General features: G+C 71.3%; 18 protein-coding genes. 10 read left to right on the top strand and 8 right to left on the bottom strand.

From position 1 onward, the window contains the following. Positions 1–2 precede the first annotated feature (2 nt). Together EHO50_RS20680 and EHO50_RS20675 are read left to right on the top strand one after the other, a co-directional pair. Complete coding sequence (locus tag EHO50_RS20680; RefSeq protein ID WP_246101277.1) at positions 3–1796, top strand: NAD+ synthase; 1794 nt, start codon at positions 3–5, stop codon at positions 1794–1796. Further along, positions 1789–3564, top strand: a complete 1776-nt coding sequence (locus tag EHO50_RS20675) for a fatty acyl-AMP ligase (RefSeq protein ID WP_128431876.1) — start codon at positions 1789–1791, stop codon at positions 3562–3564. The genes EHO50_RS20680 and EHO50_RS20675 overlap by 8 nt, the downstream gene beginning before the upstream one ends. An 81-nt stretch (positions 3565–3645) precedes the next feature. Here EHO50_RS20675 and EHO50_RS20670 read toward each other — a convergent pair whose 3' ends face one another. From EHO50_RS20670 to serC, 7 genes are all read right to left on the bottom strand, one after another. Then, complete coding sequence (locus EHO50_RS20670; protein WP_128431874.1) at positions 3646–4794, bottom strand: alpha/beta hydrolase; 1149 nt, start codon at positions 4792–4794, stop codon at positions 3646–3648. Between the two features lie 138 nt (positions 4795–4932). Next, a complete protein-coding gene (locus EHO50_RS20665) occupies positions 4933–5124 on the bottom strand; it encodes a rubredoxin (protein ID WP_425472236.1) in 192 nt (63 codons plus the stop codon). Continuing rightward, complete coding sequence (locus EHO50_RS20660) at positions 5121–5396, bottom strand: acyl carrier protein (protein ID WP_128432547.1); 276 nt, start codon at positions 5394–5396, stop codon at positions 5121–5123. Before EHO50_RS20660 ends, EHO50_RS20665 begins: the two co-directional genes overlap by 4 nt. A gap of 5 nt (positions 5397–5401) precedes the next feature. Next, the gene (locus EHO50_RS20655; RefSeq protein ID WP_128431872.1) at positions 5402–6367 is read right to left on the bottom strand and encodes an acyl-CoA desaturase; all 966 of its coding nucleotides are present in this window, start codon (positions 6365–6367) and stop codon (positions 5402–5404) included. Next, positions 6367–7254: an acyl-CoA desaturase gene (locus EHO50_RS20650; protein WP_246101275.1), complete on the bottom strand. Its 888-nt coding sequence runs from the start codon at positions 7252–7254 to the stop codon at positions 6367–6369. Before EHO50_RS20650 ends, EHO50_RS20655 begins: the two co-directional genes overlap by 1 nt. Positions 7255–7310: 56 nt before the next feature. After that, positions 7311–9032 carry a fatty acyl-AMP ligase gene (locus EHO50_RS20645; RefSeq protein ID WP_128431868.1) on the bottom strand — a complete coding sequence of 574 codons (1722 nt, stop codon included), beginning with the start codon at positions 9030–9032 and terminating at the stop codon, positions 7311–7313. Positions 9033–9243: 211 nt separating this feature from the next. Beyond that, positions 9244–10362 (bottom strand): phosphoserine transaminase, encoded by a 1119-nt coding sequence (gene serC / locus EHO50_RS20640; RefSeq protein ID WP_128431866.1) that lies wholly within the window; start codon positions 10360–10362, stop codon positions 9244–9246. A gap of 110 nt (positions 10363–10472) precedes the next feature. Between serC and EHO50_RS20635 the strand changes: the two genes are divergently transcribed. The 3 genes from EHO50_RS20635 to EHO50_RS20625 all read left to right on the top strand — a co-directional run bounded on the left by EHO50_RS20635 (position 10473) and on the right by EHO50_RS20625 (position 15937). Further along, on the top strand, positions 10473–13475 hold the full coding sequence (locus EHO50_RS20635) for an FAD-binding and (Fe-S)-binding domain-containing protein (protein WP_128431864.1): 3003 nt from the start codon (positions 10473–10475) through the stop codon (positions 13473–13475). Positions 13476–13647: 172 nt separating this feature from the next. Beyond that, a complete protein-coding gene (locus EHO50_RS20630) occupies positions 13648–14781 on the top strand; it encodes a lipid II:glycine glycyltransferase FemX (protein WP_128431862.1) in 1134 nt (377 codons plus the stop codon). A 178-nt stretch (positions 14782–14959) separates the two neighbouring features. Continuing rightward, positions 14960–15937: an EamA family transporter gene (locus EHO50_RS20625; RefSeq protein ID WP_128431859.1), complete on the top strand. Its 978-nt coding sequence runs from the start codon at positions 14960–14962 to the stop codon at positions 15935–15937. Between the two features lie 57 nt (positions 15938–15994). On the opposite strand, the gene EHO50_RS20620 is transcribed toward EHO50_RS20625, so the two are convergent. Next, the gene (locus tag EHO50_RS20620) at positions 15995–16948 is read right to left on the bottom strand and encodes a hypothetical protein (protein ID WP_246101273.1); all 954 of its coding nucleotides are present in this window, start codon (positions 16946–16948) and stop codon (positions 15995–15997) included. Between the two features lie 244 nt (positions 16949–17192). Here EHO50_RS20620 and EHO50_RS20615 point away from each other — a divergent pair, with 244 nt between their 5' ends. The 5 genes from EHO50_RS20615 to EHO50_RS20595 all read left to right on the top strand — a co-directional run bounded on the left by EHO50_RS20615 (position 17193) and on the right by EHO50_RS20595 (position 24402). After that, positions 17193–17987, top strand: a complete 795-nt coding sequence (locus tag EHO50_RS20615; RefSeq protein ID WP_128432541.1) for a TIGR03084 family metal-binding protein — start codon at positions 17193–17195, stop codon at positions 17985–17987. After that, positions 17984–19732, top strand: coding sequence for an acyclic terpene utilization AtuA family protein (locus EHO50_RS20610; RefSeq protein WP_128431857.1), 1749 nt, complete (start codon positions 17984–17986; stop codon positions 19730–19732). The genes EHO50_RS20615 and EHO50_RS20610 overlap by 4 nt, the downstream gene beginning before the upstream one ends. Then, a complete protein-coding gene (locus EHO50_RS20605) occupies positions 19729–21327 on the top strand; it encodes an acyl-CoA carboxylase subunit beta (RefSeq protein WP_128431855.1) in 1599 nt (532 codons plus the stop codon). The genes EHO50_RS20610 and EHO50_RS20605 overlap by 4 nt, the downstream gene beginning before the upstream one ends. A gap of 10 nt (positions 21328–21337) precedes the next feature. Next, positions 21338–23179, top strand: coding sequence for an acetyl/propionyl/methylcrotonyl-CoA carboxylase subunit alpha (locus tag EHO50_RS20600; protein ID WP_128431853.1), 1842 nt, complete (start codon positions 21338–21340; stop codon positions 23177–23179). Between the two features lie 83 nt (positions 23180–23262). Next, positions 23263–24402, top strand: coding sequence for an acyl-CoA dehydrogenase family protein (locus tag EHO50_RS20595; protein WP_128431851.1), 1140 nt, complete (start codon positions 23263–23265; stop codon positions 24400–24402). The last annotated feature ends 5 nt before the right edge of the window (positions 24403–24407 follow it).

The raw sequence follows: 24407 nt of genomic DNA, 5'->3' as shown, positions 1-24407 counted from the left end.
TGATGCAACTACGCATCGCCCTGGCCCAGATCAACACCGTCGTCGGCGACCTGAACGGGAACGCCGACCGCATCGTCGAATGGACACGGCGCTCCGCCGACGCGGGGGCGCACCTCGTGATCTTCCCCGAGATGGCGGTCACCGGATACCCGGTGGAGGACCTCGCCCTGCGGCCGTCCTTCGTGGACGCCTCGGTGGCACAACTCGAGGCTCTGGCAGGCCGTTTGGCGGACGAGGGGCTGGGTGACCTGCCCGCCCTCGTCGGCTACCTGGACCGCGGCCGCGCCGGCGCACTGAACGCCGCGGCACTGCTCCACCACGGGCGGGTGGTCCTGCGCACGGCCAAGCATCACCTGCCCACCTACGGTGTCTTCGACGAGGCCCGCCACTTCACGCCGGGCACCCGGCTGCCGGTGTTCCGCCTGCACGGCGTCGACATCGCCGTCGCCATCTGCGAGGACCTCTGGCAGGACGGCGGCCCCCTCGCGCTGACCCGCGAGGCCGGGGCACGGCTCCTCGCCGTGCTCAACGCCTCGCCGTACGAACGCGGCAAGAGCGAGGTACGCCGTGAGCTGTGCGCCAGGCGGGCCCGGGAGACCGGGGCCGTGATGGCCTACTGCAACCTGGTGGGCGCACAGGACGAGCTGGTCTTCGACGGGGCCTCGATGGTCGTCGGCCCCAACGGTGAACTCCTCGCGTCTGCAAGGCAGTTCGAGGAGCAGCTGCTCGTGGCCGACCTCGACTTCCCCGATGCCGTACGGACGGTCAGGCCCTGGCGGACACTGCCCGGGCTCGACGACGAGACCCGGCCCGCCGGGCCGACCGTCGAGCGCACGGTCGTCTCCGAGTCCCCGCTCGCACCGTACGAACGCCTGCCGGCGTCCCTCGCCCCTGCCCTCGATCCGCTCGCGGAGGTGTACGCGGCCCTGGTGTGCGGGGTGCGCGACTACGTCCGCAAGAACGGCTTCCGTTCCGTGATCCTCGGTCTGTCGGGCGGCGTCGACTCCGCCCTGGTCGCGACCCTCGCGGCGGACGCGATCGGTCCCGGCGACGTCCATGCCGTGCTGCTGCCCAGCCGGTACTCCAGCGAGCACTCGATCACCGACGCGGACGAACTCGTCAAGCGCCAGGGACTCAACGCCCGGACGGTCCCGATCCGTACGATCGTCGACGCCTTCGAGGCCGAGATCGACCTGCACGGACTGGCGGCCGAAAACCTCCAGGCGCGGGTGCGGGGCGCGATCTGGATGGCCTTGTCCAACGAGCACGGCCATCTCGTGCTCACCACCGGCAACAAGAGCGAGATCGCCACCGGCTACTCCACGCTGTACGGCGACTCCGCGGGCGGCTTCGCCCCGCTCAAGGACGTGAGCAAGACGCTGGTGTGGCAGCTGTGCCGCTGGCGCAACGAGCAGACCGGTCCGGCCGCTTGGCTGCACCCGTTCGGTACGGCCCCGATCCCGCAGCACATCATCGACAAACCGCCGTCGGCGGAGCTGCGGCCCGACCAGCTCGACAGCGACTCACTGCCCCCGTACGAGGTCCTGGACCCACTGCTGCGCGACTACGTCGAGAACGACGGCGGCAGCCACGCGCTGATCGCGGCGGGGCACGACCCCGACCTCGTGGACCGTGTCGTCCGGCTCGTCGACCTGGCCGAGTACAAGCGACGCCAGTATCCACCCGGTCCGAAGATCACGGCGAAGAACTTCGGCCGCGATCGCCGACTGCCCATCACCAGCGGCTGGCGCGAGGGCGGCAGCCACCTTCGGGAGAGGGAGAAAGACCATGCGTAGCACCACGCCCGGGACCGCACCCGAGCCGGCCCAGCGGCCGGACTTCGTCACGGTCCTGCGCAGATGGGCGGCCGAGCAGGGCGATCGCGTCGCCACGGTCTATCTGGAGGACGGCACGCCGGGAACGGACGAGATCGTCTCGACCTATGCCGACCTGGACCGCAGCGCCCGCCGCGTCGCCGCCTGGCTGCAGGCCCGTACGCGGCCGGGGGACCGGGTGCTGCTGGCCCATCTGCCCGGGCCCGCGTTCCTGGACGCGTTCCTCGGTTGCCTCTACGCGGGCGTCATCGCCGTACCCGCGCCGCCGCCCGACGGCCGCCGACGCAGCCTCGACCGGCTGTCGGGCATCGTGGCGGACGCCGGAATCGGCCATCTGCTCACCGACACGCCGACGATGCCCCTGCTGCGGGAGTGGCTCGACTCCGGCGACACCGGCCTGGACCACGTCGCCTCCGACGACCTGGCCGCGGACCCCGAGGACTGGCGGCCGTTCGCGCCGACCGGCGACACGGTCGCCTTCCTGCAGTACACCTCGGGTTCGACGAGCACCCCCAAGGGAGTGATCGTCACCCACGCCAACGTCGTCGCCAACCAGGAGGCGATCGCCGAGGCCGCCGGCTCCACCTCGGAGATCCGGGGAGTGGGCTGGCTGCCGCACTTCCACGACATGGGCCTGATCGGGCAGCTTCTGCACCCCCTCTACCTGGGCGGCACCCTGTACTACATGTCGCCACTGGCGTTCCTCAAGCGCCCCTTCTCCTGGCTGGAGGCGATCAGCCACTACCGGGCCACCATCACCCCGGCCCCCAACTTCGCCTACGAACTGGCCGCCCGGCGTACCAGCGACGAGCAACTGGCCCAACTCGACCTGTCCTCCCTGGAAGTGGCCCTCAACGGCGCCGAGCCGATCAGCATCCCCGTGCTGGAGCGCTTCACCCGCCGCTTCGCCCCCGCCGGCCTGCGCGCCGAGGCGATGAGCCCCTGCTACGGCCTGGCCGAGGCGACGCTGCTGGTGACCGGGACTCCGCGACTGCGGGGCCTGCGCACCTGTGCTGTCGACGCGGCCTCGTTCCAGCAGGGACGGCTGACCCCGGCGCCGTCCGGCGCGGCGGTCCAGCACCTGGTGAGCAGCGGGCGGGCCGGGATCCTCGGGGTGAGCATCGTCGACCCCGACACCCTGGAGGTGCTTCCCGAGGGACGCATCGGGGAGATCTGGGTGACCGGGCCCAGTGTCGGGGCGGGCTACTGGAACAACCCCGAGCGGACGGCGGAGACCTTCGGCCGAACCACCGCCGACGGACAGGGCGGCTTCCTGAGCACGGGCGACCTGGGCGCACTCCTCGACGGCGAACTGTATGTCACCGGCCGGATCAAGGACCTGATCATCGTCAACGGGCGCAACCTCTACCCCCACGACATCGAGGAATCCGTACGCCCCCTGCACCCGGCGCTGGCCACAGGGGCCGCCGCGGCCTTCGCGCTCGGCGGCCATCCCGAGCACGTGGTCCTGGTCCAGGAGGTCAGGCCCAAGCATCTCGACGGCACGGGAACCGCCGAACTCGCGGCCGCTGTGACCAGCCACATCCGCCACGCCTTCCAGATCCCGCGGGCCTCGACCCTGCTGGTCGCCCCGGGCTCGGTCGAGCGCACCACCAGCGGGAAGATCCAGCGCGCCAGGATGCGTGAGCTGTACCTGAGGGACGAGCTGACCGCGCTGGAGGTCGCCCCCGTGCAGACGGCGGAACCGGCCGGCACGTCCCGGGTGTGACGGGTGGGCCGCACGGGGCACGGAAACCGGGTGTGACGGGCGGGCCCCACCCGGCACGGAACCGGATGCGACGGGGCGGGCTCACGGCAGCACGGAAGCGGGCGCCACGAGGAGGGGCCGGAGCGCGAGCAGCAGCGCCTCCTCGGCCAGCCGGGTCGCCCGCCCCGGAGTGAGGCGGGCCGCCAGCCAGGCCCAGGCCGCCGCGACGAGCGGGGCGAAGTGTTCGGGAGCGCAGTGGGTGGCACCGCGGACGATCCACACTGTGGTGGCCGCCCGCCCACCGAGTCCGGTGACGTCGGCGCGCGGGATGTACTGGTCGTCGGAGCCGTTGGCCGCCAGGAGCGGGGCGCCGCCCGTGCGGGCCAGCAGCCCCTGCCGGCGGAGCGAGAACCGCCCGAACAGGTCCGCGAAGGTCTCGTCGTCGGGCAGCTCACCCAGGCCGAGAGCGTTGCCGATGATGCCCGCCATGCCGTGGGGCATGCCCATGAGCTCACCGGGGCCGCGGTCGGTGATGCCGGTCGGTCCGCCCACGTCGACGGCCGCGTCGACCCGGCCGAGCAGGGCGAGCTTGGCGGCCCAGTGGCCCCCGAAACTCAGGCCGAAGAAGCCGACCGGTTTCCCGTAGTGACCGCGCAGTAGATCGACCACTCCGGTGAGGACGAACTCGCTGTCAGGAGTGAGGGGCAGCGCCGACTCCCCGGTGCCGGGCATGTCTACGGCGGCCACGAGCAGGCCGGTGGCCAGCGCCGACGCCACGAGGAGACGGTGCAGGTCCATCTTCCAGGTGTCGACTCCGCCGGAGACCAGGAGCACGGCGCGAGGCTCGGACGCGGTGCCGCCGCGGCGCCGGAACAGATGCACCGGGACCGGGGTGGTCCCGGTGCCGTGCGGAACGTCGAGGACCAGCCGCTGGAAACGTACGGGGAAATGCCGGGCGGCCCTCAGATAGCAGTCCAGCTGCCGCTCCTGGGCCAACTGCCGCTCGGGGGTGGCCAGTGCGGGAAACCGGGCCGCGCCCCAGCACAGTGAGGCCGACAGCAACTTCCCTTGCCGCTCGGCTCGTTCGGCGTGCCGGGCCCACACCGGTACCCAGCCGCCCGTCCCCGCCCCCCACATGTCGTCGATCTCGGCCGTGGCCCGCGCCACGATGCCGGCCGGGATGCCGAGCCTGGTCAACTGCCGGGTGCGCTCCCGTAACAGAGCCTGGGGATCGAGGGGGAAGGTGAACACGTCTACTCCTGTCCTGGCCGCCGGCGGCGGACCGGCGCATGGACGTGCTCCTGCGGCAGGTGCGGCCGCAGGAGCACGGGCTATGGCTACGACGACGATCGGTTACAGCGGTGCCATCGCTTACAGCGTTGCTATCGGTTACAGCGGTTCCATGACGAAGTCGCCCTTGGCGGCGCCGCATTCGGGGCACAGCCAGTCGTCGGGCACGTCCTCCCAGCGGGTACCGGGCGCGATCCCCTCCTCCGGGGCGCCCAGCTCCTCGTAGTAGACCCAGCCGCACAGCAGGCACATCCATGCGCGGCGGGCGGTGCGGACGTCGAGGTCGCTCACCCGAGCTCCTTGGCGAGGTGGGCGCTCAGCTCGTCGATGGTCTGGTACTCGTAGAGCAGCCCGGGAGAGAGCCTGCGCTCCACGACCTTCTCCAGCGCGCCGGACACCTGGACCGCCGTCCGGGAGTCGAGGCCGAACGCCTCGAAGGTGACCGAGGTGTCGATGTCGTCCTCGCCGACCTTGAGATGACCGGCAACGTACTCCACCAGCCAGTCACGCAGCACGGACTGCGTTAGCGGGCCGCTCGGCCGGACGACCTTCTTCTTGAACATGCCGCTCACTCCGCCTTCTTGGTGGACAACGCCCGCTCACGCTTGGTCTGAATCTGTTCCCTGGACGGTTCACGCAGCTCCCGCACCACACCGACCTTGCCGAGGCCGGCGAGGATCCACCCGCTGAGGTCCGGCTCCAGCCAGGTCACGCCGTGCCGGTACGAACCGGGGAAGGCGTGGTGGTTGTTCTGCAGTCCCTCCCCGAAGGTGAGCAGCGCGACCGGCCAGTTGTTGGCGCTGCGGTCCTCGTTCGCGAACGGGCGCCCGCCTATCGCGTGGCAGACGGAACCGACCATCCAGGCCGCCTGGTTGGCCAGGAAGATCCGTGCCAGGCCACCGAAGACGACACCGGTGAGGGCGGACCGCGCGCTCCCCTCGACGGTCCAGCCGATCAGCCCCGGCAGGATCACCCCACTGACGACCCAGACGGGGTAGGTGCGGTGGAAGTACATCAGCCGACGGTCGCGCAGGACGTCGGGGGCGAACACCGACCACCGGGAGTTCTCGTCACTGAGCATCCACGGCATATGGGCGTACCACAGGCCGTGCAGTCGCTGCTGGAGAGTGCGCCCGTGCAGATTGGGCGAGTGCGGGTCGCCCTCCCGGTCGCTGAACCGATGGTGGCGCCGGTGCGTCGTCACCCACCACATCAGGGGACCCTGGGCTCCCATGGAACCGGTGATCATCATGATCGCCTCGAACACCGGCCCCGTGCGGAAGGCCTTGTGCGCCAGGTACCGGTGGAAGCCCACCGTGATGCCGAACATGTGGACGAAGTACATCCCCGCGAACAGCCAGAGGTCGACGGCCGTGAACCGGCCGGTCAGCAGGAAATACGCCGCCGCCGCGGTACCCAGCAGCGGCAGGATCATCGTGGTCAGCGCGGCGAAGCGCTTGGTGCGCAGACTGATCGGGTCCAGCCGGACGACGGCTTTCGCCAACACCGCCGCGTCAGTACTGGCTGAGGACATCAGGCAACTCCCTTTCCTTTCACGGTCTTTCGGTCCGGGTAGCGCACATCGGACACCAGGCCGAGCTTGTCCAGGACCCGGATGACGGTCCCGGTCGGATCGAACTGCCAGAACCCGTGCCGGTTGTGCGCGAGCGAGGGCCGGGCGTGGTGGTTGTTGTGCCAGGCGCCACCGACCGAGAAGGGCACCAGGGGCGGCACGTTTCTGCTGCCGTCACGTGTGCGGTAGGGCCGGTTCCCCAGCGTGTGGCCGATGGAGTTGACGGACCACGTCACGTGGTCGAGCAGGAAGATCCGCGCCAGGCCTCCCCAGAGCAGGCCGCCCACGGCCCCACGCACCGTCCCCGTCAGCAGCCAGCCGAGCAGCGTCGGCAGTGCCAGGCCCAGCAGGACCCACCCGACGTAGTACTGGTTCAGCCGCATGACCAGCCGGTTGCGCACCAGGTCGGGGGCGAGCCTGGCCCAGTTCTGCCGGCGCACCTTGAACAGCCAGCCCGCGTGCCCGTGCCACAGACCCCGCAGGCGGGCCAGACGGCCTTGGCCCAGCGGCCGGGGCGAGTGCGGGTCACCCTCCCGGTCGGTGAAGGCATGGTGCTGCCGGTGGATCGCCACCCAGAACACCACCGGCCCCTGGGCGGCCATGCTGCCCGCGATCGCCCACAGCGAGGTCATCACCGGCTTCGCGGAGAACGAGCGGTGGGAGAAGAAGCGATGGAAGCCGCCCTCGATGCCCAGCGACGTCACCGCGTACATGCCGGCGAGCAGAGCGAAGTCCACCCGGCTGAACCCGTAGCGCATCGCGAACACCACCGCCGCGACGGCACCCGAGGTCGGAACGCCCACCGTCACATAGGCGAACCGCCGGGCCCCGGCATCGATCTCACCCACCTCGGGCTTCCCCTTTTCGGGCTCCCGACCGACCGCCTGTCCGGCCGCCGCGGCGCTCATCGTGCCGCCGCCGTACTGCCGTACGGCACCGCGAAACGCTTCAACGTCCCCTCCAGGAACGCGGCCCGGGTCGCCCTGCGGCGCACCTTGCCGCTCGTGGTGGTCAGCACCGTGCCGGGCGGTCCGAAGTGCATCTCGGCGGGCCGCACTCCGTGGTCGCCGGTGATCGCCGCGGTCACCTCGGCACGCAGGGTCCGCTCCGCCGTCGCGAACTCCCGGGACCTGCCCCAGAATTCGGCGACGACGACCACCTGCTCTCCCTCGCCGGGCACGGAAAAGACGGCGGACCGGCGCAACTCCCCGTGGCAGCGCTCCACCGACGCCTCGAGATCCTGTGGGTAGAGGTTGCGGCCGTCGACGACGATCAGGTCCTTCAGCCGCCCGGTCACGAACAGTTCACCGTCGCGTACGAAGCCCAGGTCGCCGGTGCGCAGGTATTTCCGGCCCGCCTCCGTCGCGCCGGACAGGCGGGCGCCGAACGTCTCGGCGCTCAGGTCCGGCCGCCGCCAGTAGCCGGCCGCGACGTTCGGACCCGCGACCCAGATCTCACCGACCCGCCCCTCCGGCAACACGGTCAGGGCCCCCGGATCGACCACCAGAACCTCATGGCCCACCGCGGCGATGCCGCAACCGACCACCGGCGTACCGGTTCCGTCTAGGGGCTCGGTCCGCACGGCACCGCTCGTCGCCGCGCTGCCCGTGACGAACAAGGTCGCCTCGGCCAGGCCGTAGCACGGGATCACCGACGCCGCGTCATAACCACAGCCGGCGAACCGCTCCCGGAACCTCTCCAGCGTCGCGGCGGAAATGGGCTCGCTCCCGCAGAACACCTGGCGCAGCGAGGACAGGTCGAGCCCGGCGAGGTCCGCATCCGAGATCGACGAAGTGCACAGGTCGAAGGCGAAGTTGGGCCCGACCGTGATCGTCACCCGGTACTCGGTCAACGCCTTCAGCCAGCGGTGCGGGTCCTGCACGAAGTGCCCCGGCGCCATCATGACCAGCGGCCAGCCGCCGTGCACGGCCAGCATGATGGTGCCCATCAGGCCCATGTCGTGATACGGCGGTAGCCAGGAGCAGCCGACCCGGTCGGGCTCCATCCCGATGTGCGCCTCCAGGGCCCGGCAGTTGCCGACCAGATTCTCGTGGGTCAGCACGATGCCCTTGGGGTCACCGGTCGAGCCGGAGCTGTACTGGATCAGCGCCGGGTCGGCGAGCCGCACCGACGTATCGGTGCCGTCGTCCCTGCGACAGGGCCGCTCGTCAGGGAAGATCCACTGGACGCTCTCCCCGTTGCCGTCGTTCGGGTACGCCCCCGCCAACTCCGCCGCCTTCGACGCGAACCGGCCGTCGGCCAGGGCGGCCTGCGGCGCACAGTCGGCGAGGACGGACACAAAGCGCGCAACCGCACGTCGGCCGGACGGCGGGAACGCGGGCACCACGGTGCATCCGGCCCGCAGCACGCCGAAGAGCGCGGCCACGTAGTCGAGTCCGGGGTCCAGCGCCAGGACCATCCGCCCACCCGCGAGCCCACGCCGACGAAGCCCCCGAGCCACCAGCCGTGACCTGCGGTCCAGATCCCGGTACGTCCAGTCCACCGGGTGATCCGTCGTACCGTCGGGCAGGAAGCGCAGGGCCAGGGCGTCCGGGTGGGCCTGGGCACGGGCCGCGAGAATCTCCGGCAGCGAGAGGCCACGGGGTGGGCTTGCGGCTGGTTCCATCGGGCAACTCCCGTTCGCCGTTCGATCGACGAACTGCAGCCTTGCTGCCGACGAGCGCCCCGGACAATGTCACCGATACCCAGACTCGACCGGCCCCCGATTTGCATCCGAGGTAAATCCCGCAGGTCAGGCCACGCTCACGACGAAGGGCGCCCGGTGAACACCGGGCGCCCTTCGTCGTCGTACCGAAGTGATCAGAGCTGCTGAGTGTTCAGAGCTTCTCGATCACGTAGTCGATGCACTTCGTCAGCGCGTCGATGTCCGCCGGGTCGATCGCCGGGAACATCGCGACGCGCAGCTGGTTGCGGCCGAGCTTGCGGTAGGGCTCGGTGTCGACGATGCCGTTGGCGCGCAGGACCTTGGCGACGGCGGCGGCGTCGACCTCGTCCGTGAAGTCGATCGTGCCGATGACCTGGGAGCGCTTGGCCGGGTCGGTGACGAACGGGTTGGCGTACTTGATGTCCTCGGCCCAGCCGTACAGGGTGCGGGCGGAGGTGGCCGTACGGCGGACCGCCCAGTCGAGGCCGCCCTGGCCGTTGATCCACTCCAGCTGCTGGTTCAGCAGGAAGAGGGTGGCGAGCGCCGGGGTGTTGTACGTCTGGTTCTTGCGGGAGTTGTCGATCGCCGTGGGGAGCGAGAAGAACTCCGGGATGTGGCGGCCGGACGCGTGGATGCGCTCGGCGCGCTCGATCGCGGCCGGGGAGAAGACGCCGATCCACAGGCCGCCGTCGGAGGCGAAGGACTTCTGCGGGGCGAAGTAGTAGACGTCCGTCTCGGAGACGTCGACCGGGAGGCCGCCGGCGCCGGAGGTGGCGTCCACGAGGACCAGGGCACCCTCGTCGGCACCGGCCACACGCTTGATCGGCATGGCGACGCCGGTGGAGGTCTCGTTGTGCGTGAAGGCGTAGACGTCGACGCCAGCCGCGGCGACCGGCTCGGGGTGCGTGCCCGGGTCGGTGGAGATGACCTCCGGCTCGGCGAGCCACGGGGCGAGCTTCGCGGCCTTGGCGAACTTCGAGCTGAACTCACCGAAGGTGAGGTGCTGCGACTTGTTCTCGATCAGGCCGTGCGTCGCGATGTCCCAGAACGCGGTGGAGCCGCCGTTGCCGAGGACGACCTCGTAGCCGTCGGGCAGCTGGAACAGCTCGGAGATGCCCTCGCGCACCTGGCCGACCAGGTTCTTGACCGGGGCCTGACGGTGGGAGGTGCCGAGGAGAGAGGTACCGGTCGCGGCCAGCGCGTCCAGCGCTTCCGTCCGCACCTTGGAGGGGCCCGCGCCGAAACGTCCGTCGGCGGGCTTGATGTCAGCGGGAATCTGGATCTCAGCCACGGTGGGAGCGTAGCTGTTTCGGGAAACCTGGGTGAAACCTCGTCCGTCGGGTGAGACGGCGTTTCGGTGGGCGTCGGACTCGAGGCCGGGTGGGCTGATTGAGTGGAGATATGTCGGAACTAGAGGCGGAGCTGCGCAAGGCCGTCCGGGGAGACGTCTACTTCGATGTCACCTCCCGGGCGCTCACGACCATGGATGCTTCCAACTACCGGCGTGTCCCATTGGGTGTGGTGGCACCACATGACGCCGACGACGTCGCCGCCGTACTGGAGGTGTGCCGGGACCACATAGTGCCGGTCGTGGCGCGTGGCGGAGGTACCTCGATCGCGGGACAGGCCACCGGCACCGGCATCGTGCTGGACTTCACCCGCCACATGAACCGGATCGTGTCCCTGGACCCGGAGACCCGCACCGCCGTCGTCCAGCCCGGCCTCGTCCTAGACCGCCTCCAGGACGCCGCCGCCCCGCACGGGCTCCGCTTCGGCCCCGATCCCTCCACCCACAGCCGGTGCACGCTCGGCGGAATGATCGGCAACAACTCGTGCGGCTCGCACTCGGTGGCGTGGGGGACGACCGCGGACAGCGTGCGGGAGCTGGACGTGATCAGCGGACGCGGGGAGCGGCTGCGGCTCGGGCAGGGATGGGCCGGCGCGCCGGACGGGCTCCGGGAGCTGGTGGACGCGGACCTGGCTCGCCTGCGGACCGGCTTCCCCGAACTGCCCCGCCGCATCTCCGGGTACGCGCTCGACGCCCTGCTCCCCGAGAAGGGCGCCGACGTCGCCCGTTCCTTCTGTGGGAGCGAGGGCACCCTCGGCATCCTCACCGAGGCGACCGTACGGCTGGTTCAGGCGCCACGCGCGCGTGCCCTCGCCGTGCTGGCGTACGCCGACGAGAGCGCGGCCGCTGAGGCGGCGGCGGGGCTGCTGCCGTACGGGCCGCTGACGGTGGAGGGCATGGCGGCGGACCTCGTGCCCCCGGCGGCTTCGGCCGCGCTGCCCAAGGGCGGGGCCTGGCTGTTCGTGGAGACGGGCGGGGAGTCGGCGGCGGAGGCACGCGCGCGTGCGGAGGCGATCGTGCGGGCCGCCGACGTCGTCGACGCGCTGGTCGTGACCGATCCGGCCGGGCAGCGGGCCCTGTGGCGCATCCGGGAGGACGCGAGCGGTACGGCGACCCGTATGCCGGACGGCAGCGAAGCCTGGCCCGGCTGGGAGGACTGCGCGGTGCCCCCGGAGCGGCTGGGGGCGTACCTGCGCGACTTCCGCGCGCTGTTGACCGCCCACGGGCTGCGCGGGACGCCGTACGGGCACTTCGGCGACGGCTGCATCCACGTCCGTATCGACTTCGACCTGCTGACCGAGGCGGGCGTCGACCGCTTCCGGCGCTTCTCGGAGGAGCTCGCCGAGGCCGTCGTCGCGCACGGGGGCTCGCTGTCGGGGGAGCACGGGGACGGGCAGGCGCGCGCCGAGTTGCTGCCGAAGATGTACGGCGACGACATGGTCGCCCTCTTCGAGCGGGCGAAGGGCGTCTGGGACCCCGACGACCTGCTCAACCCGGGGATGCTGGTGCGCCCGGCCCCCCTCGACTCGAACCTCCGCTTCGCCGTCCTGCCCCGCAAGCCGGTCGACGTGGCCTTCGGCTACCCCGCCGACGGCGGCGACTTCTCGGCAGCCGTACGGCGGTGTGTCGGGGTCGCCAAGTGCCGTACGACATCGGCGTCCGGCTCTGCCGTCATGTGCCCTTCGTTCCGCGCGACCGGCGAGGAGGAGCACTCCACGCGCGGGCGTGCCCGGCTGCTGCACGAGATGCTGGCCGGGGAGCTGGTGACCGACGGGTGGCGGTCGACGGAGGTGCGGGACGCGCTGGACCTGTGCCTGTCCTGCAAGGGGTGCCGGTCCGACTGCCCGGTCGAGGTCGACATGGCCACGTACAAGGCGGAGTTCCTGCACCACCACTACGAGGGCCGCCGACGCCCCGCCGCGCACTACAGCATGGGCCGACTGCCGCAGTGGCTGCGCGCGGTGGCACGCACGCGTACGGCGTCACTGGCCAACGCCCTGGCCGCCGTACGGCCCTTGGCGTGGACGGCGAAACGGCTCGGCGGGATCGCGCCGGAGCGGGAGATTCCGCGGCTGGCGACACGGACGTTCAGCGGGTGGTGGGAGCGGCGGAGGGAGGAGGCGGCGGCCGTTGGTGGGGGCGGTGAGCGGCAGCGCGGAGAGGCTTCCGCCGGCGACGGCGACCTGGTCATCCTGTGGCCGGACACCTTCACCGAGCACCTCTCGCCCTCCGTGGGGCAGGCGGCCGTACGCGTGCTGGAGGCGGCCGGGCTGCGGGTGGCGCTGCCGCCGACGGTGCGGCTGAAGAGGACGCCGACGGGTGACGGCGAGACGGGGCGTGACGGTCGGACTCTGGGCGGCGGTACGACTGTGGCGCTGGATCCCGTGTCCCTCCTTCGGGGCCGGGGTCGGGTCTGCTGCGGGTTGACGTACATCTCGACGGGGCAGCTCGACCGCGCCCGCGCGGTGCTGCGGCGCACGCTCGACCTCATGGAGCCGGTGCTGGAGACGGCCGCCCCGGTGGTCGTCCTGGAGCCGAGCTGCGCGGCAGCCCTCCGCGCGGACCTCCCGGAGCTGCTGCACGACGACCCCCGCGCCCGCCTCCTGGCCGACCGCGTCCTGACCTTCGCGGAGACGCTGGAGCGCCACGCCCCCGACTGGACGCCGCCCCGCGTGGACCGGGCGGCGGTCGGGCAGACCCACTGCCATCAGCACGCGGTACTGGGGGACGCGGCCGACCGCAGGCTGCGTGAGGCCGCGGGGCTCACCGGGGAGCTGAGCGGTGGGTGTTGCGGTCTCGGGGGCAACTTCGGGTTCGAGAAGGGGCACTTCGAGGTGTCGGTGGCGTGCGCGGAGGAGCAGTTGCTGCCGGCGGTGCGGGGAGCGGGGGAGGGGACTGTGGTGCTGGCGGACGGGTTCTCCTGCCGGACGCAGCTGGAGCAGCTGGCGGGGGTGCGGGGGAGGCATCTGGCCGAGGTGCTGGCTGAGGGGCTGGCGGAAGGGCTGGTGGAGGGGCCGGCCGAGAGGTTGGCAGAAGGTCCGCCGTCGGGCGAGTGATGGTGGCGATGTGAGGGGGGCGAACTGTGCAGGGGCTCGTCCGGAGTTCCCACTCGTGATGCCCTCGCGTTCTGCGTCATCCCCGACAGCGACACGGGCACGCCAGGGACCACGATCCCGGAAGGCGGCTTCGTAGGCTGGCCCGACCAGCCACCCGCAAGGAGCCCAGCCCGTGACGCGACCGCCCCTCCATATCGAGCCCCTCACTCGTGACCAGCACCTCTCGTTCGTCGCAGCCCGCCCTTCCGCCAGCCATACGCAGCTCCCCTCCTGGGGTGATGTGAAGCCGGACTGGACGGCGGAGAGCCTGGGCTGGTTCGACGGGGAGGGGCGGCTGGCCGGGGCGGGGCTCGTGCTCTACCGGCCGCTGCCGAAGGTGAAGAGGTACCTGGCGTATCTGCCCGAGGGGCCGCTGCTCGACTGGCACGCGCCCGATCTCGTCGAGCGTTGGCTGCAGCCGATGCTCGCCTATCTCAAGGGCAAGGGCGCCTTCTCGGTGAAAATGGGCCCGCCCGTCGTCGCGCGGCGCTGGAACACCGAGGCGGTGAAGGCGGCCATCGCCGACCCGGCCGCCCGGCGACTGCGGGACGCGGAGCCGACGTCCCGTGAACCGGGCGCCCAGGACATCGCCGACCGGCTGCGGCGGGCCGGCTGGCGGCAGACCGAGCCGGGCAGCGAGGAGGGCTTCGCCGTCGGGCAGCCGCGGTACGTCTGCCAAGTGCCGTTCGCCGGGCGGTCGTTGGACGACATCCAGCGCGGCCTCAACCAGCAGTGGCGGCGCAACATCAAGAAGGCCGGGAAGGCCGGCGTGAAGGTCGTGCGGGGCGGCTACGAGGACCTGCCCGTCTTCTACGACCTCTACGTCGAGACCGCCGAACGCGACCGTTTCATCCCGCGCCCGCTGCCTTACTTCCAGCGGATGTGGACCGCGCTCACCGCCGAACACCCCGACCGTATGCGGCTCTACCTCGCCCACCACGACGGCGACACCCTCGCCGCCGCCACCATGCTGACCGTCGGCGACCACGTCTGGTACTCCTACGGCGCCTCCACCAGCCGCAGGCGCGAGGTCCAGCCGAACAACGCCATGCAGTGGCGCATGATGGCCGACGCCCACGAACTCGGCGCCGCTGTCTACGACTTCCGCGGCATCACCGACACGCTGGAGGAGTCCAACCACCTCCTCGGCCTGCTCCGCTTCAAGGTGGGTGCGGGCGGAGAGGCCGTCGAGTACCTGGGGGAGTGGGACTTCCCGCTCAACCGGCTGCTGCACAAGGCGCTGGACCTGTACATGGCGCGGCGGTAGCTCCCCTCCCTCGGAGTCCGCCCAACCCTCGGAGTCCGCCCAACCCTCGGAGTCCGCGCGTCCACACTCTGGGACAGCGGCGTAATGGGTTCACACACCTGTCGATGTCCAATACTCTGGACTGTGCAGTACAGCATGGTGAACAAACTGAGTCCCTGAGTCGAGCCCTGGAACGCCCGTGAGTACCCCTGACGCCGCCGCCACCACGCCCGCACCGTCCCGCGCTCGGGCCACCCCCGAGCCGACGGTCGGCGCCCCTCGCCGCTGGGGCTCCCTCGGCCCCGTGGGTCTGGTGCTCGCCGGAGGGATCTCGGTGCAGTTCGGCGGCGCCCTGGCGGTGAGCCTGATGCCGCGGGCCGGAGCGCTCGGGGTGGTGGCCCTGCGGCTGCTGGTGGCGGCGGTCGTCCTGCTGCTGGTCTGCCGGCCTCGCCTGCGCGGCCACTCCCGCACCGACTGGGGCACGGTGATCGTCTTCGGTATCACCATGGCTGCGATGAACGGCCTCTTCTACCAGTCGGTCGCCCGCATCCCGCTGGGCCCCGCGGTCACTCTGGAGGTACTCGGCCCGCTCGCCCTCTCCGTCCTGACCTCGCGCCGAGCGATCAACGTCGTCTGGGCCGGACTCGCCCTCGCCGGCGTCTTCCTCCTCGGCGGCGGAGGCTTCGGCAGCCTCGACCCCATAGGTGTCGCCTTTGCCCTGGGGGCCGGCGCCATGTGGGCGGCCTACATAATCTTCAGCGCCCGCACGGGCCGACGCTTCCCGCAGGCCGACGGGCTGGCGCTCGCGATGGCGGTGGGGGCCGTACTGTTCCTGCCCCTGGGGATCGTCGAATCGGGCACGAAGCTCATCGACCCGGTGACCCTCGCACTGGGCGCTGCCGTGGCGATCCTCTCCTCGGTCCTCCCCTACACCCTCGAACTCCTCGCCCTGCGCCGCCTGCCCGCCGCCACCTTCGCCATCCTGATGAGCCTGGAGCCGGCGGTCGCCGCGGCGGCGGGCTTCCTGGTCCTCGACCAAGCCCTCTCCACCACGCAGGCCGCCGCCATCGCCCTGGTCGTCGCCGCCAGCATGGGGGCGGTACGGACGCAGGTGGGGCGGGGGAAGGCCGGACGGGGCAAGGTGGGACGGGGCAAGGTGAAGAGGGCGCAGGGCTGAGGGCCCGCCCGGCCACGAACGCCGACGGCGACGCCGAAGCCGTCCGCCCGTCCCGGCCTACCGCATGAGCAGGCCGCGGACGGTGAGGCCGTAGTGAAGGCGCAGTCGGCGCAGTTCCCACAAGCCCACCGCGGTCACGGAGAGGGGGGCGCCGAGGATGAACACGGCCCGGACCGGCCCCGGCAGACCCGCGTGGGCGCCCGTGAACACGTCGATCAGCGCCATCTCCCACACAAGGGCCATGGCCAGGAGCGGCGGCATGGTCTGGTGGATGTCGGCGGTGCGGAACACGTGGACGAGGGCCAGCCCGATGCCGTAGATGACGAAGGGCAGCACCCACACGATGATGAGCACGTTGGCGGTGTAGGTGACGGCGGTCATCACCGGGTTGGTGGTGAAACGGCTGCTGCCGAAGCCGAAGTCGGTGAGCACGGTCAACGGGAATACGAACATCGCGGCCACGATGGCCACCATCGCGCCGAAGCACCTGGCGGCCCTGCGCAGCAACTCCCGGCGGGCCGAAGGCGCGGCCAGGGCGAGCAGGACACCCACGACGACCGGGAAGGTCACGCACAACACCAGGACGCTGATCCAGGACTGGTTGAGGCGGTCCCTGGCGACGTCACTCACGGAGTCGGCGATCTTGTAGGTGACCGACATCCACACCACCGCACCCAGACCCACCAAGGTGCGGATCTTCTGCATATGGGTCACCAGGGGGTCCTCGATGATGCCCGGCCTGGACGGCTTGAAGACCCTGCGCGCGGTGTGGATGGGGCCGATCTTCTGCCGTAGCCGCGTGAAGGGCCCCGGTGGTGCGGGCGTCGGCACAACCGGATACGGCGGGTAGGGCGGATCGGGGTGCGGCGCGTAAGGGTGCGGGACCTGGGGCGGATGGCCTCCGGCGGGCGGTGCGGGGGCCGGGGGCGGGTACGGCCCGGGCTGCGGCGGATACGGCTGCTGACCGTGCGGGTCGTAGGGCGGCTGCCCACCCGGGTTCCAGTTGCTCATCCTGGTGCTTCCCCCGATGCGTGACTCGTGCGTTGCGTTGCTGACGCAACAGGCGCGACGGCCGAGTGTATTGAGCGCCCGCCACACCCACACCCTTCCCGGAGTGAACACTTCCCAATTAATGCAAGCACGCTTGCTTGTTTTAGTTCGCCCTGCCATGCTCCTCACCACTACGCCGTACGACCACCCCGCACGACCACGCCGCACCACCCCGCACACCGCCGTGCCCCGAGGGGAGCGCACCGTGTCCGATCCGACGCCCGTGTTCGACGATCTGCGCGAGGAGAGCGAGGAACTCGACCGGCTCGTGGCCGAGTTGAGCCCGCAGCAGTGGGGCCTCGCGACTCCCGCGCCCGGCTGGAGCGTCGCCCACCAGATCGCGCACCTCGCCTGGACGGACCGCTCGGCGCTGCTGGCGGTCACGGACGTGGACGCGTTCCACACGCTGGTGGAGAAGGCGCTGGTGACGCCGGGGTCGTTCGTCGACGAGGGGGCGCAGGAGGGGGCCGGTCTGCCGCCCGCCGAGCTGCTGGCGCGGTGGCGGGAAGGGCGGACCGCCCTCGACACGGCCCTGCGCGAGGCACCCCAGGGCGTCCGGTTCCCCTGGTACGGCCCACCCATGTCGGCCGCCTCTATGGCCACGGCCCGACTTATGGAGACCTGGGCCCACGGTCTGGACATCGCCGACGCAGTGGGTGTGGTGCGCACCCCTACCGACCGGCTGAGGCATGTGGTGTGGATCGGGGTACGGACCCGGGACTTCGCCTTCGGCGTCCACGGACTCCCCGAGCCGCTCGACGACTTCCGCGTCGAACTCGTCTCACCGTCCGGCGAGTTGTGGACCTACGGCCCCGAGGACGCCCCGCAGCGCGTGACCGGCCCCGCCCTCGACTTCTGCCTCCTGGTCACGCAGCGGGCACACCGCTCCGACCTCGCGCTGCGCGCCGAGGGCCCCGACGCCGACCGCTGGTTCGACATCGCCCAGGTCTTCGCGGGCCCGCCGGGTGAGGGGCGGGCGCCGAAGGGGGCCGCCCAGTGACTCCGCCCGCGCCGCCCGCGCCGTCGACCCCGGCGGTCCTGCGGATCGGCAACGCCTCCGGCTTCTACGGCGACCGCTTCGACGCCATGCGCGAAATGCTCACCGGCGGCGAACTGGACGTCCTCACCGGCGACTACCTCGCCGAGCTGACCATGCTGATCCTCGGCCGGGACCGGCTGAAGGACCCCGGCGCCGGATACGCCCGCACCTTCCTGCGGCAGCTGGAGGAGTGCCTCGGGCTCGCGCACGAGCGCGGCGTCAGGATCGTCGCCAACGCGGGCGGCCTCAACCCGGCCGGACTCGCGGGCGCCGTCGGGAAGTTGGCCGATCGCCTCGGCGTCCCCGTCCGGGTCGCCCACGTCGAGGGCGACGACCTCACCGCCTCCCACCCCGGCAGTCTCGCCGCCCACGCCTACCTCGGCGGCTTCGGCATCGCCGCCTGTCTGCGGGAGGGCGCGGACATCGTCGTCACCGGGCGGGTGACGGACGCCGCCCTGGTCACGGGGCCCGCCGCCGCCCACTTCGGGTGGGGGCCCGGGGAGTACGACCGGCTCGCGGGCGCGGTCGTCGCCGGACATGTGCTGGAGTGCGGGGCGCAGGCGACCGGCGGCAACTACGCCTTCTTCCACGCCTCCCGCCACGACAGCGGCGGCGACCTGAGGCGCCCCGGCTTCCCGCTCGCCGAGCTCCACGAGAACGGCGCCTGTGTCATCACCAAGCACCCGGGCACCGGCGGCTTCGTCGACGTCGGCACGGTGACGGCCCAGCTGCTGTACGAGACGGCGGGCGCCCGGTACGCGGGGCCGGATGTCACCGCCCGCCTGGACACCGTACGGCTGACGCAGGACGGGCCGGACCGCGTCCGCATCGAGGGCGTACGGGGCGAGGCACCGCCCCCGACCCTCAAGGTCGGCGTCAACCGCCTCGGCGGCTTCCGCAACGAGGTCGCCTTCGTGCTCACCGGCCTCGACATCGAGGCCAAGGCCGCTCTCGTGCGCGAGCAGATGACGGACGCGCTCGCCAAGTCACCGCCTGCCGAGGTCCGTTGGGATCTCGTCCGCACCGACCGGCCCGACGCCCCGACCGAGGAGATGGCGAGCGCGCTGCTGCGGCTCGTCGTACGCGACGCGGAGCAAGCCGTCGTCGGGCGGGCGCTGAGCGGGGCCGCCGTGGAGCTGGCGCTCGCCAGTTACCCCGGCTTCCATGTGCTGGCGCCACCCGGAAAGGGCTCGCCCTATGGGGTCTTCGAGGATGTGTACGTCCCCCATGGTGCCGTCGACCATGTGGCCGTCCTCCACGACGGACGCCGGGTTCCTGTGCCGCCGGCCCACGACACCGTCGTACTCGACGAAGTCCCCGACGTATTCGACGAAGTCCCCGAGCCGTCCGAGCCGCAGCCACTGCCGCCCGGCCCCACCAGGCGCGCCCCCCTCGGTCTGGTCGCGGGTGCTCGCAGCGGCGACAAGGGCGGGAACGCCAACGTCGGTGTCTGGGTGCGGACGGACGACGCCTGGCGCTGGCTCGCGCACGAGCTCACGGTCGACCGATTCCGGCAGCTGATCCCCGAAAGCGGCCAGCTGAAGGTCACCCGGCACCCGCTCCCCAACCTCCGTGCCCTCAACTTCGTCGTCGAAGGCATCCTCGGCGAGGGAGTCGCCGCCCAGCACCGCTTCGACCCGCAGGCCAAGGCCCTCGGCGAATGGCTGCGCAGCCGCCACCTCGACATCCCGGAGACTCTCCTGTGACCGTCCTCGCCTCATCCCTGGACACGAAGAGCCCCGAACACGCGGCCAACCGTGAGGCCATGCTCGCCAAGCTCGCCGAACTCGAGGCCGAGCACGCGAAGGCCCTCGCGGGCGGCGGGGAGAAGTACGTCGAACGGCACCGGGGGCGCGGCAAGCTCCTCGCCCGTGAGCGCATCGAACTGCTCCTCGACCCCGACGCACCCTTCCTGGAGCTGTCGCCGCTGGCCGGCTGGGGCAGCGACTACACGGTCGGCGCGTCCCTCGTCACCGGCATCGGGGTCGTCGAGGGCGTGGAGTGCCTGATCACCGCCAACGACCCGACCGTGCGCGGCGGAGCGAGCAACCCCTGGTCGCTGAAGAAGGCCCTGCGCGCGAACGACATCGCCCTCGCCAACCGGCTGCCCGTCATCAACCTCGTCGAGTCGGGCGGCGCCGACCTGCCGTCCCAGAAGGAGATCTTCATCCCCGGGGGCGCCATCTTCCGGGACCTGACACGGCTGTCGGCGGCCGGGATCCCCACCGTCGCGGTCGTCTTCGGCAACTCGACCGCAGGCGGCGCCTACGTCCCGGGCATGTCCGACCACGTGATCATGGTCAAGGAGCGCGCCAAGGTGTTCCTCGGCGGTCCGCCCCTGGTGAAGATGGCCACCGGCGAGGAGAGCGACGACGAGTCGCTGGGCGGCGCGGAGATGCACGCGCGCGTGTCGGGTCTCGCGGACTACTTCGCGGTCGACGAACCGGATGCCCTGCGCCAGGCACGCCGCGTGGTCGCCCGCCTCAACCACCGCAAGGCGTACGGCGACCCGGGACCCGCCGAGGCCCCCAAGTACGACGCGGACGAACTGCTGGGGATCGTGCCGGGCGATCTGCGCACCCCCTTCGACCCGCGCGAGGTCATCGCCCGGATCGTCGACGCCTCCGACTTCGACGAGTTCAAGCCGACGTACGGCACGAGCCTGACCACCGGCTGGGCGGCCCTCCACGGCTATCCCATCGGCGTCCTGGCGAACGCCCAGGGCGTCCTGTTCAGCGAGGAGTCACAGAAGGCCGCCCAGTTCATCCAGCTCGCCAACCAGCGCGACATCCCCCTGCTGTTCCTGCACAACACCACCGGCTACATGGTCGGCAAGGAGTACGAGCAGGGCGGCATCATCAAGCACGGCGCCATGATGATCAACGCGGTCAGCAACAGCCGCGTGCCCCATCTCTCCGTCCTCATGGGTGCGTCCTACGGCGCCGGCCACTACGGCATGTGCGGCCGCGCCTACGACCCCCGCTTCCTCTTCGCCTGGCCCAGCGCCAAGTCGGCCGTCATGGGCCCCCAGCAACTCGCCGGCGTGCTCTCGATCGTCGCCCGGCAGTCGGCGGCCGCCAAGGGACAGCCCTACGACGAGGAAGGGGACGCGGCCCTGCGCGCCATGGTGGAGCAGCAGATCGAGTCCGAGTCCCTGCCGATGTTCCTGTCCGGGCGGCTGTACGACGACGGCGTCATAGATCCCCGCGACACCCGCACCGTCCTCGGTATGTGTCTGTCCGCCATCCACACCGCGTCGTACGAGGGCGCGCGCGGTGGCTTCGGCGTCTTCCGGATGTGAGGGATCACCAGTGATCACTTCTGTGCTCGTGGCCAACCGGGGCGAGATCGCCTGCCGGGTCTTTCGCACCTGCCGTGAGTTGGGAATCCGGACGGTCGCCGTGCATTCGGACGCCGACGACAACGCCCTCCACGCGCGCGTGGCCGACGCCGCGGTACGGCTCCCGGGGGCGGCGCCCTCCGACACGTATCTGCGCGGCGACCTGATCGTGAAGGCGGCGCTCGCGGCCGGCGCGGACGCGGTGCACCCCGGCTACGGCTTCCTCTCCGAGAACCCCGGCTTCGCCCGCGCGGTCCTCGACGCGGGCCTCACCTGGATCGGACCGCCCCCGAAGGCGATCGAGGCGATGGCGTCCAAGACGCGCGCCAAGGAGCTGATGGCCATCGAGCCGCTGCGCGCGGTCACCGAGGCGGACCTGCCGGTGCTGGTGAAGGCGGCCGCCGGCGGCGGCGGGCGCGGCATGCGGGTCGTACGCCGGCTCGCGGACCTGGACGCCGAACTCGAGGCCGCGCGCGCCGAGGCCCACAACGCCTTCGGTGACGGCGAGCTCTTCGTCGAGCCCTATGTGGAGGACGGCCGCCACGTCGAGGTGCAGATCCTCGCCGACACCCACGGCACGGTGTGGGCGCTCGGCACCCGGGACTGCTCCCTCCAGCGGCGTCACCAGAAGGTGATCGAGGAGGCCCCGGCACCGGACCTGACACCCGAACTGACCGACTCCCTGTACGAGATGGCCGTGCGCGCCGCCCGCGCCGTCGGCTATGTGGGCGCCGGCACCGTCGAGTTCCTCGTCGCCGGTGACACGGCGCACTTCCTGGAGATGAACACCCGCCTCCAGGTCGAACACCCCGTGACGGAAGCCGTGCACGGCATCGACCTGGTCGCCCTCCAGATCCAGGTGGCCGAGGGCCACGCCCTCGAATCCGAGCCTCCACGCGCGCGTGGCCACGCCGTCGAGGCCCGCCTCTACGCCGAGGACCCGGCCCACGACTGGGCCCCGCAGACCGGCACCCTGCACCGTTTCGCCGTACCCGAGGGCGTCCGGCTGGACACCGGCTTCAGCGACGGCGACGAGATCGGCGTCCACTACGACCCCATGCTCGCCAAGCTCGTCGCCCACGCCCCCACGCGCGCGGGCGCGATCCGCAAGCTCGCCGGCGCCCTGGAACAGGCGACGATCCACGGCCCCCTCACCAACCGGGACCTCCTGCTCCGCTCCCTGCGCCACACCGAGTTCACGACCGCCCGCATGGACACGGGTTTCTACGACCGCCACCTCCCCGACCTCACCACGCCGGCCCCCGACCCGTACGCCCCCCTGGCCGCGGCCCTCGCCGACGCCCACGACCGCTCCCGCTTCGGCGGCTGGCGCAACGTGCCGTCCCAGCCGCAGGTCAAGCGGTACGTCATGGCGGGCCAGGACATCGAGGTCCAGTACCGGCACACGCGCGCGGGCTTGGAGGCCGACGGGGTCCGGGTCGTACACGCGGACGCGCGTCTCGTCGTACTCGAGGCGGACGGCGTCCGAAGGAACTTCGAGGTCGCGAGGTACGGGGACGAGATCCACGTCAACGCCACCCGCCTCACCGCGTTGCCGCGCTTCCCGGACCCGACAGCACAGCACGCCCCGGGCTCCCTCCTCGCCCCCATGCCGGGCACGGTCATCCGAGTCGCGGCCGGCCTGACAGCAGGAGCCGCCGTACAGGCCGGAGAGCCCCTGCTGTGGCTGGAGGCGATGAAGATGGAGCACAAAGTCGTGGCGCCGGCCTCGGGGACGCTGAGCGCTTTGCATGTCGTACCTGGCCAGCAGGTGACGGTCGGCGCATTGCTGGCGGTAGTGCAGGAGACCTAAAGGGGCGCGGGGCTGCATTGATATGCGGCTACCGCCGCGTGAGCGCGACCAGCCACACACAACCCGCACCTGGGAGGAGCCCCATGCCCACCACTCTCGAATCCGAAGAACACAAGGGCCTACGAGCCGCGGTGGCCGCCCTCGGCAAGCGCCACGGCCGCACCTACGACCGCGAAACACTCTGGTCCGAAGCAGCCAAGCTCGGCTACCTCGGCGTCAACCTCCCCGAGGAGCACGGAGGCGGAGGCGGCGGCATATCCGAACTCTCCATAGTCCTCGAAGAACTGGGCGCCGCAGGCTGCCCCCTGCTCATGATGGTCGTCTCCCCGGCGATCTGCGGCACGGTGATCGCCCGCTTCGGCACCGAGGAACAGAAGCGAGAGTGGCTGCCCGGACTCGCCGACGGCACCCGCACCATGGCCTTCGGCATCACCGAACCCGACGCCGGCTCCAACAGCCACCGCATCACCACCACGGCCCGCCGCGACCCGGACACCGGAGACTGGCTGCTCACCGGCCGCAAGGTCTTCATCTCCGGCGTCGACATAGCCGACGCGACCCTCATAGTCGGCCGCACCGAAGATGCCCGCACAGGCAACCTCAAACCCTGCCTGTTCATCGTCCCGCGCGACGCCGAAGGCTTCACACGCCGTCAGATCGACATGGAACTCGACGCCGCCGAGAAGCAGTTCGAGCTGACCCTCGACGACGTACGCCTGCCCGCCGACGCCCTGGTCGGCGACGAGGACGCGGGCCTCCTCCAGCTCTTCGCCGGCCTCAACCCCGAGCGCATCATGACGGCCGCCTTCGCGATCGGCATGGGCCGGTACGCCCTCGCGCGTGCCGTCGCCTACGCGCGCGAGCGCACCGTGTGGAAGGCCCCCATAGGCGCCCACCAGGCCATCGCCCACCCCCTCGCCCAGGCACACATCGACCTCGAACTGGCCCGCCTGATGATGCAGAAGGCCGCCTACCTGTACGACGCCGGAGACGACGCAGGCGCCGGCGAGGCCGCCAACATGGCGAAGTACGCGGCCGGGGAGGCCTGCGTGAAGGCGGTCGACCAGGCCGTGCACACCCTCGGCGGAAACGGGCTCACCCGCGAATTCGGACTCGCCTCGTTGATAACCGCCGCGCGCGTGTCTCGTATTGCTCCGGTGAGCCGGGAGATGATTCTCAACTACGTCTCCCACCAGACCCTGGGCCTGCCCAAGTCGTACTGACCGGC

Origin of the sequence: Streptomyces cyaneus (assembly GCF_004028635.1) — a bacterium.
In the GTDB taxonomy this organism is placed as follows: Bacteria; Actinomycetota; Actinomycetes; order Streptomycetales; family Streptomycetaceae; genus Streptomyces; species Streptomyces cyaneus.
This window is presented reverse-complemented; position numbering and strand designations above follow the sequence as displayed.

Bases quoted from the DNA above. Each gene is read 5' to 3' on its own strand.
- EHO50_RS20680 (WP_246101277.1), top strand. From the start codon at position 3: ATGCAACTACGCATCGCCCTGGCCCAGATCAACACCGTCGTCGGCGAC.
- EHO50_RS20675 (WP_128431876.1), top strand. From the start codon at position 1,789: ATGCGTAGCACCACGCCCGGGACCGCACCCGAGCCGGCCCAGCGGCCG.
- EHO50_RS20660 (WP_128432547.1), bottom strand. From the start codon at position 5,396: ATGTTCAAGAAGAAGGTCGTCCGGCCGAGCGGCCCGCTAACGCAGTCC.
- EHO50_RS20655 (WP_128431872.1), bottom strand. From the start codon at position 6,367: ATGTCCTCAGCCAGTACTGACGCGGCGGTGTTGGCGAAAGCCGTCGTC.
- EHO50_RS20645 (WP_128431868.1), bottom strand. From the start codon at position 9,032: ATGGAACCAGCCGCAAGCCCACCCCGTGGCCTCTCGCTGCCGGAGATT.
- EHO50_RS20635 (WP_128431864.1), top strand. From the start codon at position 10,473: ATGTCGGAACTAGAGGCGGAGCTGCGCAAGGCCGTCCGGGGAGACGTC.
- EHO50_RS20620 (WP_246101273.1), bottom strand. From the start codon at position 16,948: ATGAGCAACTGGAACCCGGGTGGGCAGCCGCCCTACGACCCGCACGGT.
- EHO50_RS20595 (WP_128431851.1), top strand. From the start codon at position 23,263: ATGCCCACCACTCTCGAATCCGAAGAACACAAGGGCCTACGAGCCGCG.